8 protein-coding genes and 1 tRNA gene are annotated in these 12,631 nt (G+C 62.9%); 7 read left to right on the plus strand and 2 right to left on the minus strand.

Features of this window, described 5'->3' with window-relative positions; all coding sequences use genetic code 11:
• Positions 1-16 precede the first annotated feature (16 nt).
• The 7 genes from rplK to AC5IG3_RS11780 all read left to right on the plus strand — a co-directional run bounded on the left by rplK (position 17) and on the right by AC5IG3_RS11780 (position 11,243).
• The gene (gene rplK, locus AC5IG3_RS11750) at positions 17-448 is read left to right on the plus strand and encodes a 50S ribosomal protein L11 (RefSeq protein ID WP_491906480.1); all 432 of its coding nucleotides are present in this window, start codon (positions 17-19) and stop codon (positions 446-448) included.
• A gap of 1 nt (position 449) precedes the next feature.
• Complete coding sequence (gene rplA, locus AC5IG3_RS11755) at positions 450-1,163, plus strand: 50S ribosomal protein L1 (RefSeq protein WP_491906481.1); 714 nt, start codon at positions 450-452, stop codon at positions 1,161-1,163.
• Between the two features lie 300 nt (positions 1,164-1,463).
• Positions 1,464-1,997, plus strand: coding sequence for a 50S ribosomal protein L10 (gene rplJ, locus AC5IG3_RS11760; protein ID WP_491906482.1), 534 nt, complete (start codon positions 1,464-1,466; stop codon positions 1,995-1,997).
• 33 nt (positions 1,998-2,030) lie between these two features.
• On the plus strand, positions 2,031-2,405 hold the full coding sequence (rplL, locus tag AC5IG3_RS11765) for a 50S ribosomal protein L7/L12 (protein ID WP_491906483.1): 375 nt from the start codon (positions 2,031-2,033) through the stop codon (positions 2,403-2,405).
• 328 nt (positions 2,406-2,733) lie between these two features.
• Complete coding sequence (gene rpoB, locus AC5IG3_RS11770; protein WP_491906484.1) at positions 2,734-6,861, plus strand: DNA-directed RNA polymerase subunit beta; 4,128 nt, start codon at positions 2,734-2,736, stop codon at positions 6,859-6,861.
• A 12-nt stretch (positions 6,862-6,873) separates the two neighbouring features.
• A complete protein-coding gene (gene rpoC / locus AC5IG3_RS11775; protein WP_491906485.1) occupies positions 6,874-11,103 on the plus strand; it encodes a DNA-directed RNA polymerase subunit beta' in 4,230 nt (1,409 codons plus the stop codon).
• Between the two features lie 63 nt (positions 11,104-11,166).
• Positions 11,167-11,243, plus strand: a tRNA-Met gene (locus AC5IG3_RS11780).
• 205 nt (positions 11,244-11,448) lie between these two features.
• Here AC5IG3_RS11780 and AC5IG3_RS11785 read toward each other — a convergent pair.
• Positions 11,449-12,216 carry an HU family DNA-binding protein gene (locus tag AC5IG3_RS11785; RefSeq protein WP_491906486.1) on the minus strand — a complete coding sequence of 256 codons (768 nt, stop codon included), beginning with the start codon at positions 12,214-12,216 and terminating at the stop codon, positions 11,449-11,451.
• A gap of 96 nt (positions 12,217-12,312) precedes the next feature.
• A complete protein-coding gene (rpsJ, locus tag AC5IG3_RS11790; RefSeq protein ID WP_491906487.1) occupies positions 12,313-12,627 on the minus strand; it encodes a 30S ribosomal protein S10 in 315 nt (104 codons plus the stop codon).
• Positions 12,628-12,631: the final 4 nt, after the last annotated feature.

Below are 12,631 nucleotides of genomic sequence, written 5' to 3' on the forward strand. Positions count from 1 at the left end.
AACTCGAGGAGCCATCATGGCAAAGAAAATCGTCGGCTACATCAAGCTGCAAGTTCCGGCAGGCAAGGCCAATCCCTCGCCCCCGATCGGTCCCGCTCTCGGTCAGCGCGGCCTCAACATCATGGAGTTCTGCAAGGCGTTCAACGCCCAGACCCAAGGTATTGAGCCGGGCCTGAAGCTGCCGGTGGTCATCACCGCCTATGCGGACAAGTCGTTCACCTTCATCCTCAAGAGCCCGCCGGCATCGGTGCTGCTCAAGAAGGCAGCCAAGATCGAGAAGGGCTCTGCACGCCCCCACGTCGAGAAGGTTGCCAAGCTGACGCGCGCGCAGCTGGAAGAGATCGCCAAGATCAAGATCAAGGACCTGACGGCGGCCAACATGGACGCAGCAGTCAAGACCATCGCGGGTTCGGCCCGTTCGATGGGCATCAACGTCGAAGGGGTGTGACATGGCCAAGCTCACGAAACGCCAGAAGGCTCTCGAAGGCAAGGTCGACAGCACCAAGCTGTACGGCATTGAAGACGCCATCGCGATCATCAAGGACTGCGCCAATGCGAAGTTCGACGAATCGATCGACGTGGCCGTGCAACTCGGCATCGATGCCAAGAAGTCGGACCAAGTCGTTCGTGGTGCTGTCGTGATGCCCAACGGCACCGGCAAGACCAAGCGCGTGGCCGTGTTCGCCCAAGGCGCCAAGGCTGATGAGGCGCGTGCTGCTGGCGCGGACGTGGTCGGTTTCGAAGACCTGGCTGCTGAAGTCAAGGCCGGCAACATGAACTTCGACGTGGTGATCGCCTCGCCGGACGCCATGCGCATCGTTGGTACCCTGGGTCAGATCCTGGGCCCGCGCGGCCTGATGCCTAACCCCAAGGTGGGCACCGTGACCCCTGACGTCGCTACGGCCGTGAAGAACGCCAAGGCAGGCCAGGTGCAGTTCCGCGTCGACAAGGCCGGCATCATCCACGGCACCATCGGTCGTCAGTCGTTCGACACCGACAAGCTCAAGGGCAACCTGCAAGCGCTGCTGGACACGCTCAACAAGGCCAAGCCGGCTTCGAGCAAGGGTGTCTACCTGCGCAAGGTCGCCGTGTCGTCGACCATGGGCGTCGGTGTCCGCGTTGAAATCGCCAGCATCACTGCCGGCATTTCGTCGCAGGCCTGATCGAAAGATCCCTGGAGGCGGCGCGAGTCTGGCGCGGCCTCTGAACAAGATTGGTGGGCTGACCGGGACGGGTTTTCGAACCCGTTCATGTCAGGTCATCCAAGACCGCTGGTGTGCTGCCGTTCTTGATGGTGGTGCGTAATCGTCGTGCAACGCAAGTTGCATGCAGCCAGCGCAGATGGCGTACCCGCCGCAAAGGTGTTTCTGTGGTGACACAGGGTTCCTGAACGGTAAGGTCGCTGCAACCCGGTGTGTCCCGGGGCAGTTACTGTCCTTGGACACGTATTGAAGGAGTGGACCTTGAGTCTCAATCGCAACGATAAAGCAGCGGTGGTGGCAGAGGTGGCGGCCCAAGTGGCGCGCTCCCAGACGCTCGCCCTGGCCGAGTATCGTGGGCTCACCGTCGCCAACCTCGACAAGCTGCGCCGTACCGCGCGCGAGCAAGGTGTGTATCTTCACGTGCTGAAGAACACCCTGGCCCGCCGTGCTGTGGCAGGTAGCCCGTTCGAAGTGGCGGCCGAGCACATGTCCGGTCCGCTGATCTATGGCTTCTCGGAAGATGCCATTGCCGCCGCCAAGGTGATCGTCGACTTCGCCAAGACCAACGACAAGTTGGTCCTGAAGGGCGGAGCCTACGGCGGCAAGCTGCTGGACGCCAATGGCGTCAAGTCGCTGGCCTCGATCCCGAGCAAGGAAGTCCTGCTTGCCCAACTGCTGGGTCTCATGCAGTCGCCGATCTCGCGCACCGCGCGTGTCCTGGCGGCGCTGGCCGAGCAACGTGGTGGCGCTTCCTCAGAAGCCCAAGCCGAGGCCGAAGCGCCTGCGGCAGCCTGAACTGAAACATTCAACCGTATCTAGGAATCCAAAATGGCATTCGACAAAGACGCTTTCCTGACCGCCCTGGACAGCATGACCGTCCTGGAACTCAATGACCTGGTCAAGGCCATTGAAGAGAAGTTCGGCGTGTCCGCCGCTGCAATGGCTGCTCCTGGCGCTGGCGCCGGCGCTGCTGCTGCCGTGGTCGAAGAGAAGACCGAATTCAACGTCGTGCTGCTCGAGGCCGGCGCTCAGAAGGTCTCGGTCATCAAGGCCGTGCGTGAACTGACGGGCCTGGGCCTGAAGGAAGCCAAGGACCTGGTCGACGGCGCTCCGAAGAACGTCAAGGAAGCCGTTGCCAAGGCTGACGCCGAAGCCGCTGTCAAGAAGCTGGTCGAGGCTGGCGCCAAGGCTGAAATCAAGTAATTCAAGCGTGCGCCTTGCGCGCACTTTGAAATGCTTGCAAGGCTGGTCCTCCGGGACCGGCCTTTTCCCGCTTCAGGGTTTATTCCCCTGAGGGCACTTGAAAACGTCCATGAGCTATCCTCGTGGGCTTTTCCAAGTGTTCTCTGAACCGACTGCAGAGAACCGGTTTGGTCGGGCCGAGGTGCAATGCCTCGGTTGTCCGCCAGCGGCTGGTAGTGGCCAGCCACCAAGCATCGGGTCGTCCTGATCGGGACGTAAACCCGTGAATGCCAGTCGCCGAACGAACTGCCGTCAGGGCCCGATGGCAGTGTTCGACACGGAGTGATTGATGGCGCAAGCAACCCCCTATAGCTACACCGAGCGCAAGCGTATTCGCAAGAGCTTCGGCAAGCGCGCGAGCGTGCTGAACGTTCCCTATCTGCTGACCATGCAGAAGGACAGCTACGTCGCATTCCTGCAAAAGGACGTTCCACCGAAGCAACGCAAGCCCGAAGGCTTGCAAGCGGCTTTCCTCTCAGCGTTTCCGATTGTTTCGCACAACGGCTTCGTGGAGATGAAGTTCACCGAATTCAACATCGCCAAACCCCCGTTTGACGTGCGCGAGTGCCAGCAACGCGGGTTGACCTTCGCCGCTGCGGTCCGTGCCAAGCTGCAGATGATCGTCTATGACCGCGAAGCCTCGACCTCGCAGTCGAAGGTGGTCAAGGAGATCAAGGAGCAGGAGGTCTACATGGGCGAAGTGCCCCTGATGACCGACTACGGCTCCTTCATCGTCAACGGGACCGAGCGCGTGATCGTCTCGCAGCTGCACCGCTCGCCGGGCGTGTTCTTCGAGCACGACAAGGGCAAGACGCACAGCTCGGGCAAGTTGCTGTTCTCGGCACGGATCATTCCGTACCGCGGCTCCTGGCTCGACTTCGAGTTCGACCCGAAGGACATCCTGTTCTTCCGCGTCGACCGTCGCCGCAAGATGCCCGTCACGATCCTGCTCAAGGCGATCGGCCTGAATCCCGAGAAGATCCTGGCGCACTTCTTCAAGTTCGACAACTTCCGCCTGATGGACTCCGGTGCCCAGATGGAGCTGGTGGCCGAGCGCCTGAAGGGCGAAGTCGCCCGCTTCGACGTCACCGACAAGAACGGTGTGGTCCTGGTCGAGAAGGACAAGCGCATCACCGCCAAGCACGTCCGTCAACTTGAAGCCACCGAGACGCAGTTCATCAGCGTGCCGGAAGACTTCCTGCTGGCGCGCGTCGTGGCGCGCAACATGGTCGACCCGGACACCGGCGAGATCGTGGCCAAGGCCAACGAGGAACTGACCGAAGCGCTGCTCAAGAAGCTGCGCTCGGCCGGCATCCGTGACCTGCCCTGCCTGTACACCAACGAACTGAACCAGGGCGCCTACATCAGCCAGACCCTGGCGTCGGACGAGACCGCCGACCAGCTGGCCGCGCGCGTGGCCATCTATCGCATGATGCGCCCCGGCGAGCCGCCGACCGAAGATGCGGTCGAGGCCCTGTTCCATCGCCTGTTCTACAGCGCCGACACGTACGACCTGTCGCGCGTGGGCCGCATGAAGTTCAACGCCCGCGTGGGCCGCGATTCTTCCGAAGGCGCGATGACGCTCAGCAATGAGGACGTCCTCAACGTCGTCAAGATCCTGGTGGACCTGCGCAACGGCAACGGCGAAGTCGATGACATCGACCACCTGGGCAACCGTCGCGTGCGTTGCGTGGGCGAGTTGGCCGAGAACCAGTACCGCTCGGGCCTGGCCCGGATCGAGAAGGCCGTGAAGGAACGTCTCGGCCAGGCCGAGACCGAGTCGCTGATGCCGCACGACCTGATCAACTCCAAGCCGATTTCCGCGGCGCTGAAGGAGTTCTTCGGTGCGTCGCAGCTGTCGCAGTTCATGGACCAGACCAACCCGCTGTCGGAGATCACGCACAAGCGTCGCGTCTCGGCCCTGGGCCCGGGCGGTCTGACCCGCGAACGCGCCGGCTTCGAAGTCCGTGACGTGCACCCGACTCACTACGGTCGTGTCTGCCCGATCGAGACGCCGGAAGGCCCGAACATCGGCCTGATCAACTCGCTGGCCCTGTACGCCCGCCTGAACGACTACGGCTTCCTCGAGACGCCGTACCGCCGCGTGGCCAACGGCCAGGCGACGACGCAGATCGACTACCTGTCGGCGATCGAAGAAGGCAAGTACGTCATTGCGCAGGCCAACGCCTCGCTCGACGCCGACAGCCGCCTCACCGACGAGCTGGTCTCGGCGCGTGAGAAGGGCGACTCGGTGCTGACCCAGCCCGAGCGCATCCAGTACATGGACGTGGCGCCGACCCAGATCGTGTCGGTGGCGGCGTCACTGGTGCCGTTCCTGGAGCACGACGATGCGAACCGCGCGCTGATGGGCGCCAACATGCAGCGTCAGGCCGTGCCGGTGCTGCGCCCCGAGAAGGCGCTGGTCGGTACCGGTGTCGAGCGCGTTGCCGCGGTCGACTCGGGCACGGTGGTGACCGCACGTCGCGGCGGTATCGTCGATTACGTCGACACCAACCGCATCGTGATCCGTGTGAACGACGCCGAGACGGTGGCCGGTGAAGTGGGTGTGGACATCTACAACCTCATCAAGTACCACCGCTCGAACCAGAACACCAACATCCACCAGCGTCCGATCGTCAGCCGTGGCCACCATGTGGGCTCGGGCGACGTGATCGCCGACGGCGCATCGACCGACCTGGGTGAACTGGCGCTGGGCCAGAACATGCTGGTCGCGTTCATGCCGTGGAACGGCTACAACTTCGAAGACTCGATCCTGATCTCCGAACGCGTGGTCGCCGAAGACCGCTACACCTCGATCCACATTGAGGAACTGGTGGTCATGGCGCGTGACACCAAGCTGGGCCCTGAGGACATCACCCGCGACATCCCCAACCTGTCCGAGGCGCAACTGTCGCGTCTGGACGAGTCGGGCATCGTCTACGTCGGTGCCGAAGTGACGCCGGGCGACGTGCTGGTCGGCAAGGTCACGCCCAAGGGCGAGACCACGCTGACGCCTGAGGAGAAGCTGCTGCGCGCCATCTTTGGCGAAAAGGCGTCCGATGTGAAGGACACCTCGCTGCGCGTCGACCAGGGCACCAACGGCACCGTCATCGATGTGCAGGTCTTCACCCGTGAAGGCATCGTGCGCGACAAGCGCGCCCAGCAGATCATCGACGACGAGCTCAAGCGCTTCCGCCTCGACCTGAACGACCAGCTGCGCATCGTCGAAGCCGACGCGTTCGACCGGATCGAGAAGCTGCTGACCGGCAAGGTCGCCAACGGTGGCCCGCGCAAGATCAGCAAGGGCACGGTCATCGACAAGGCCTATCTGGTCGAGGTCGAGAAGTACCACTGGTTCGACATCCGCCCGGCGGAAGACGAAGTCGCCAACCAGTTGGAGTCGATCAAGAACTCGCTGGAGCAGACGCGCCACAGCTTCGACCTCGCGTTCGAAGAAAAGCGCAAGAAGCTCACGCAGGGCGACGAGCTGCCCGCGGGCGTGCTGAAGATGGTCAAGGTGTACCTGGCCGTCAAGCGCCGCCTGCAGCCTGGCGACAAGATGGCCGGCCGTCACGGCAACAAGGGTGTGGTGTCCAAGATCCTGCCGATCGAGGACATGCCCTACATGGCCGACGGCACGCCCGCCGACATCGTGCTGAACCCGCTGGGCGTGCCTTCGCGCATGAACGTCGGCCAGGTGCTGGAAGTTCACCTGGGCTGGGCCGGCAAGGGCATTGGCCAGCGCATCGGCAACATGCTGCAGCAAGAGGCCCGCGTGGCCGAGCTGCGCAAGTTCTTCGACGAGCTGTACAACCAGTCCGGCGGCAAGACCGAGAACTTCGACCTGCTCAGCGACGACGACATCGTCGACATGGCCGCCAACCTGTCGCAAGGCGTGCCGTTCGCGACGCCGGTGTTCGACGGTGCCAAGGAATCCGAGATCCGCGCCATGCTCAAGCTGGCCTACCCGGACGACATCGCCGCCGCCAAGGGCCTGACGCCCACCCGCACCCAGGCTTACCTGTGTGACGGCCGCACCGGCGAGGCCTTCGACCGCCCGACCACGATCGGCTACATGCACTTCCTGAAGCTCCACCACTTGGTGGACGACAAGATGCACGCCCGCTCGACCGGTCCGTACTCGCTCGTCACCCAGCAGCCGCTGGGCGGCAAGGCGCAGTTCGGCGGTCAGCGTTTTGGTGAGATGGAGGTCTGGGCGCTGGAAGCCTACGGCGCCGCTTACGTGCTGCAGGAAATGCTGACGGTGAAGTCCGATGACGTGAATGGCCGTACCAAGGTGTACGAGAACATCGTCAAGGGCGAGCACTCGATCGACGCGGGCATGCCCGAATCGTTCAACGTGCTGGTGAAGGAAATCCGTTCGCTCGGCATCGACATCGAACTCGAGCGTAACTAAAGGAGAAGATGCATGAAGGGTTTACTCGATCTATTCAAGCAATTCACCCCTGATGAGCATTTCGATGCCATCAGGATTGGTCTGGCCTCGCCGGAGAAGATCCGCAGCTGGTCGTTCGGCGAAGTCAAGAAGCCCGAGACGATCAACTACCGCACGTTCAAGCCCGAGCGTGACGGCCTGTTCTGCGCCAAGATCTTCGGCCCCATCAAGGACTACGAGTGCCTGTGCGGCAAGTACAAGCGCCTGAAGCACCGCGGTGTGATCTGCGAGAAGTGCGGCGTTGAAGTCACGCAGACCAAGGTTCGCCGTGACCGCATGGGTCACATCGACCTGGCCGCACCCTGCGCGCACATCTGGTTCCTGAAGTCGTTGCCGTCGCGTCTGGGCATGGTCCTGGACATGACGCTGCGCGACATCGAGCGCGTGCTGTACTTCGAAGCGTACGTGGTGACCGACCCCGGCATGACCCCGCTGAAGAAGTTCAGCATCATGACGGAAGACGACTACGACACCAAACGGCGCGAATTCGGTGATGAATTCACCGCGCTGATGGGTGCCGAAGGCATTCAGCAGTTGCTGGCCGAGATGGATCTCGACGTCGAGATCGACCGTCTGCGCAACGACATGACGGGCAGCGAGCTCAAGATCAAGAAGAATTCCAAGCGCCTCAAGGTGATGGAAGCCTTCAAGAAGTCGGGCATCAAGCCCAACTGGATGGTCATGAACGTGCTGCCGGTGCTGCCGCCGGACCTGCGCCCGCTCGTTCCCCTGGACGGTGGCCGCTTCGCGACCTCCGACCTGAACGACCTCTATCGCCGCGTCATCAACCGCAACAACCGCCTGGCGCGGCTGCTGGAGCTGAAGGCGCCCGAGATCATCGTGCGCAACGAAAAGCGCATGCTGCAGGAAGCGGTCGACTCGCTGCTCGACAACGGCCGCCGCGGCAAGGCGATGACCGGTGCCAACAAGCGCGCGCTCAAGTCGCTGGCCGACATGATCAAGGGCAAGTCGGGTCGTTTCCGCCAGAACTTGCTGGGCAAGCGGGTGGACTACTCGGGTCGCTCGGTGATTACCGTGGGCCCGACCCTCAAGCTGCACCAGTGCGGCCTGCCCAAGCTGATGGCGCTGGAGCTGTTCAAGCCCTTCATCTTCAGCCGCCTTGAGGCGATGGGCATTGCGTCCACCATCAAGCAGGCCAAGAAGGAAGTCGAATCCGGCACGCCGGTGGTGTGGGACATCCTTGAGGAAGTGATCAAGGAACACCCGGTGATGCTCAACCGCGCACCGACCCTGCACCGCCTCGGCATCCAGGCTTTCGAGCCGGTGCTGATCGAAGGCAAGGCGATCCAGCTGCACCCGCTCGTCTGCTCGGCCTTCAACGCCGACTTCGACGGCGACCAGATGGCTGTGCACATCCCGCTGTCGATCGAAGCGCAGATGGAAGCCCGCGCGCTGATGCTGGCGTCGAACAACGTGCTGTTCCCGGCCTCGGGCGAGCCGTCGATCGTGCCGTCGCAAGACGTGGTGCTGGGTCTGTACTACGCGACCCGCGAGCGCACCAACGGCCTCGGCGAAGGCATGATCTTCTCCGATGTGGTCGAAGTGCAGCGCGCGCTCGACAACAAGGTGGTCGAGCTGACCGCCAAGATCAGCGTGCGCCTGACCGAGTGGACCCGCAACGAAGACGGCGAGACCTTCACGCCCGAGACCAAGCTGATCTACACGACCGTCGGCCGTGCCCTGCTGTCGGAGATCCTGCCCAAGGGGCTGCCGTTCTCCAACATCAACAAGGCGCTGAAGAAGAAGGAAATCTCGCGCCTGATCAACACCAGCTTCCGCAAGTGCGGTCTGAAAGAGACCGTGGTGCTGGCCGACAAGCTGCTGCAGAGCGGCTTCCGTCTGGCCACGCGCGCCGGCATCTCGATCGCGATCGACGACATGCTGGTGCCGCTGCAGAAGCCCGTGCTGATCGAGCGCGCCGAGAATGAGGTCAAGGAAATCGAGCAGCAGTACGTCTCGGGCCTGGTGACCGCCGGTGAGCGCTACAACAAGGTGGTCGACATCTGGGGCAAGACCGGTGACGAGGTCGGCAAGGTCATGATGACCCAGCTGTCCAAGGAAAAGGTCACCGACCGCCACGGCAAGCAGGTGGATCAGGAGTCGTTCAACTCCATCTACATGATGGCCGACTCCGGTGCCCGCGGTTCCGCCGCCCAGATCCGTCAGCTGGCAGGTATGCGCGGCCTGATGGCCAAGCCGGACGGCTCGATCATCGAGACGCCGATCACGGCCAACTTCCGCGAAGGCCTGAACGTTCTGCAGTACTTCATCTCCACCCACGGTGCCCGCAAGGGCCTGGCGGACACGGCGCTGAAGACCGCGAACTCGGGTTACCTGACGCGTCGCCTGGTCGACGTGACGCAGGATCTGGTGGTGATCGAAGACGATTGCGGCACCGACAACGGCATCGCCATGCGCGCGCTGGTCGAAGGCGGCGAAGTGATCGAGTCGCTGCGCGACCGCATCCTGGGTCGCGTGACGGCCATCGACGTGGTCAACCCCGAGACGCAGGAAGTGCTGCTGGTCGCGGGCAAGATGCTCGACGAAGATGCGATGGACGTGCTCGAAGCCGCTGGCGTCGACGAAGTCAAGGTTCGCACCCCGCTGACCTGCTCGACGCGCTTCGGCCTCTGCGCCAAGTGCTACGGCCGTGACCTGGGCCGTGGCGGCCTGGTCAACAACGGTGAAGCGGTGGGCGTGATCGCGGCACAGTCGATCGGCGAGCCGGGTACGCAGCTGACGATGCGGACCTTCCACATCGGTGGTGCCGCGTCGCGTGCGGCAGTGGCCTCCAGCGTGGACGCCAAGAGCGAGGGCATCATCGGCTTCAACAGCACGATGCGCTACGTCACCAACGCCAAGGGCGAACTGGTGGTCATCTCGCGTTCGGGCGAAATCATCATCACCGACCCGCATGGCCGTGAGCGCGAGCGTCACAAGGTGCCGTACGGCGCGATCCTCAACATCAAGCCCGATCAGACGATCAAGGCCGGCACCATCCTGGGTAACTGGGATCCGCTGACCCGTCCGATCATCACCGAGTTCGCCGGCAAGATCCGCTTCGAGAACGTCGAAGAGGGCGTGACGGTGGCCAAGCAGGTGGACGAAGTCACCGGCCTGTCGACGCTGGTGGTGATCGATCCGAAGCGCCGTGGCTCGACCAAGGTGATCCGTCCGCAGGTCAAGCTGCTGGACTTCGCGGGCCAGGAAGTCAAGATTCCGGGCACCGACCACTCGGTGAACATCGGTTTCCCGATCGGCTCGCTGGTGCAGATCCGCGACGGCCAGGACGTGGCGCCCGGCGAAGTGCTGGCCCGTATCCCGGTCGAAGGCCAGAAGACGCGCGACATCACCGGCGGTCTGCCGCGGGTGGCCGAGCTGTTCGAAGCCCGCACGCCCAAGGACAAGGGCACGCTGGCCGAGATCACCGGCACGGTGTCGTTCGGCAAGGAGACCAAGGGCAAGGTTCGCCTGCAGATCACCGATCCGGAAGGTGGCGTCTACGAGGAACTCGTGCCCAAGGAGAAGAACATCCTGGTGCACGAAGGCCAGGTGGTCAACAAGGGCGAGTCGATCGTCGACGGTCCGGCTGATCCGCAGGACATCCTGCGCCTGCTGGGCATCGAGGAACTGGCGCGCTACATCGTTGACGAAGTGCAGGACGTCTATCGTCTGCAGGGCGTGAAGATCAACGACAAGCACATCGAGGTGATCGTTCGCCAGATGCTGCGCCGCGTGCAGATCTCCAGCTCCGGCGACTCGACCTACATCGTGGGCGAGCAGGTCGAGCGCTCCGAGCTGTTCGACACCAACGACCGCCTGCGCGGCGAGGACAAGATCCCCGCCACGTACGTGGACGTGCTGATGGGCATCACCAAGGCGTCGCTGTCGACCGACTCGTTCATCTCGGCGGCTTCCTTCCAGGAAACCACCCGGGTGCTGACCGAGGCGGCCATCATGGGCAAGCGCGACGAACTGCGTGGCCTGAAGGAAAACGTCATCGTCGGTCGTCTGATTCCTGCTGGTACGGGCTTGGCTTACCACCAGGCACGCAAGGCCAAGGAAGACATGGATGACAACGAGCGTCGCCTGATTGCCATGCAAGAAGCGCAAGACGCCTTTGCTGCGGTTGACGCAGATGTGGCCGAAGCGGCTGCTGCGGCCGGCACACAGGAAGGCTAAGAAAAGAATTGCCGATAGTGCTTGCAGCCATCGGCAATTCCTCTTATACTAGTATTCTTCAGTCGCGGAGTGGAGCAGTCTGGTAGCTCGTTGGGCTCATAACCCAAAGGTCGCAGGTTCAAATCCTGCCTCCGCAACCAAAAATACAAGAAACGCCAACCTTTCGAGGTTGGCGTTTTGCTTTGTGGCTTCACACGTTCCATCAACACCAACGGTGTGTTGAAACAGGACAGGGTGCGCTGCCACAAGTTGAAACGGCCACCTCACGCGAAGTGAAGTGGCCGTTTTGCGTAGCGCCTGCGCCGACTCAAGCACGCAGGTCAGAACATGGGACTGATCTCAGGATCAGAGCGTGTCCTTGAAGCCCGGGGTCGGCTTGAAGCGCACCGACTTCGAGGCCTTGACCTTCACCGACTCGCCGGTGCGCGGGTTGCGCGCGGTGCGAGCGGCGCGCTTGGCCACCTTGAATGTGCCCAGGCCGGAGACCGACAGGCCGCCGTTCTTCTTGATCTGGCGCTTGATCGTCTCGATCACGAAGTCCAGCACCTCGGCCGAGCGGGCCTTGGGCAGTTCGAACTGGGTGGTGATCAACTCGACGAATGCGGCCTTGGTCAACGGGCCTTTGACGGCCACGACCTTTTTGGCAGGCGCTTTCTTGGCTACGACTTTTGCAACCACCACTGGCTTGGCCGCAGCGGCCTTGACGGGTGCAGCCTTCACCGGTGCCGTCTTGATGGGCGCAGCCTTGGCCGGAGCCGTCTTCACGGGAGCGGCGGCCTTCACAGGAGCCGCCTTGGTCGCGACTGGCTTGGCGGCGGCCTTGACGGGCGCTGCCTTGACGACCGGTGCTGCCACCTTGACCGGAGCCGCCTTCACGGGCGCAGCCTTGGCAGTGGCCTTGATGGGAGCGGCGGCAGCGGGCGCGGCGGTCTTGGCCGGTGCCTTGGCCGCAGCTTTCACCGGAGCCGGCTTGGCCGCTGCGATGGGCTTGACGTCCGGCGCCTTGGCCGCAACCGGCTTCACGGCGGCCTTCTTGGCGACGACAGGCGCGGGTACTGCCGGAGCGGTGGTGGTCGGTGCAGCTTTGGCGGCAGCGGTCTTCTTGGTGGCCATATCTATTGAATCCTTGTGATGAAAAAGCCCCCGTCGCCGCTCGAAACGAACGGTGAAGGGGGCTTGAGAGCTGCGATCAGGTCGCAGCCGAGCCGTTTATTGCAGCTTGATTTCGACGTCCACGCCAGCCGGCAGGTCGAGCTTCATCAGCGCGTCAACCGTCTTGTCGGTCGGGTCGATGATGTCCATCAGACGCTGGTGGGTGCGCATTTCGAACTGGTCACGGCTCGTCTTGTTGACGTGCGGCGAACGCAGGATGTCGAAACGCTGCATGCGGGTCGGCAGGGGCACGGGGCCCTTGACGATCGCACCGGTGCGCTTGGCGGTGTCGACGATTTCCAGAGCCGATTGGTCGATCAGCTTGTAATCGAAGGCTTTCAGGCGGATGCGGATTTTTTGCTTGGTGGACATGGTG

Origin of the sequence: Leptothrix sp. (in: b-proteobacteria), from assembly GCF_965250675.1 — a bacterium.
Classification (GTDB): domain Bacteria; phylum Pseudomonadota; class Gammaproteobacteria; order Burkholderiales; family Burkholderiaceae_C; genus Sphaerotilus.